The sequence below is a fragment of the Marinimicrobium sp. UBA4209 genome (assembly GCF_002381585.1).
Classification (GTDB): domain Bacteria; phylum Pseudomonadota; class Gammaproteobacteria; order Pseudomonadales; family Cellvibrionaceae; genus Marinimicrobium; species Marinimicrobium koreense.
The window spans coordinates 11,226-12,242 of record NZ_DFTP01000079.1 but is presented as its reverse complement, the minus strand read 5'-3'; the positions used below and the strand labels follow the sequence as shown (position 1 = coordinate 12,242).

2 protein-coding genes are annotated in these 1,017 nt (G+C 59.8%); both read left to right on the top strand.

Annotated elements, in window-relative coordinates:
* A partial coding sequence (locus B3187_RS11860; RefSeq protein WP_286806666.1) for a 6-phosphogluconolactonase occupies nucleotides 1-467 on the top strand: 467 nt, incomplete at its 5' end.
* A gap of 63 nt (nucleotides 468-530) precedes the next feature.
* On the top strand, nucleotides 531-1,017 hold a 487-nt coding region (gene eda / locus B3187_RS11855; RefSeq protein WP_286806664.1), incomplete at its 3' end, for a bifunctional 4-hydroxy-2-oxoglutarate aldolase/2-dehydro-3-deoxy-phosphogluconate aldolase.

The window sequence follows — 1,017 nt, the reverse complement described above, 5'->3', positions numbered from 1 at the left end:
ACGAGACGTTTGTGCAGAAAAATCTTCTGCAACACGCTGCCGGTCAGGCGCCGTTTCTGGGCATGAAGAACTCGGCGGAAACTGCCGCCGAAGGCCTCGCCGCCTGCGAGCAGGCCTATCAGAAGCTGGCCCAGCCGTTCGATCTCACCATTCTGGGTATGGGGCCGGACGGTCATACCGCGTCCCTGTTCCCCAACGCCGAAGGGCTTGAGGAAGCGCTGACCACCGATTCACTGTGTTCGGCGATTACCGCGCACCAGAGTGAAGTGACCGGTGAGTACACTGAGCGTATGACCCTGAGCCTGGCGGGTATCGTCAATTCCCGTCGTCTGGTTCTGCTGATCACTGGCGAAGAAAAATTGCAGGCCCTGCGTGCCGCGCAAGGTGAAGGTCCGGTGGGCGATATGCCGATTCGTGCCGTTCTGCGTCAGAACAAAGTGCCAGTGACACTGTATTGGGCTCCCTGAGGCGTCGCTCCCGGGATCGCTCGTATTGAATCAACCCAGTTACCGAATCAAGAGGAAAGCATAGTGGCATTAAGTATCGATAAAATTGTTCAGGTGGCTCCGGTCATTCCCGTGATGGTCGTGGAGCGCCTGGAAGATGCGGTACCGCTGGCTCAGGCACTGTACAACGGCGGCCTGAAGGTACTCGAAATCACCTTGCGTACCCCGGTGGCGCTCGATGCGATTCGCGCCATGGTCGATGCGTTGCCGGAAGACGCCGTGATTGGCGCGGGAACCATCGTCACTCCGGACGACCTGAAGAAAGCCGTCGAAGCCGGCTCCACGTTCCTGGTCAGCCCCGGCACCACGGCGGAGCTGATCGAAGCCGCCAAGGCCAGCGATGTCCCGCTGCTGCCCGGTATTGCCACGCCCAGTGAAGCCATGAACCTGCTGGCGCACGGCTTTACCCACATGAAATTTTTCCCGGCGGAATCCGCCGGTGGTGTGTCCATGGTCAAATCCATTGGCGGACCCTTGCCGCAAATCACTTTCTGCCCGACCGGTGGCATCA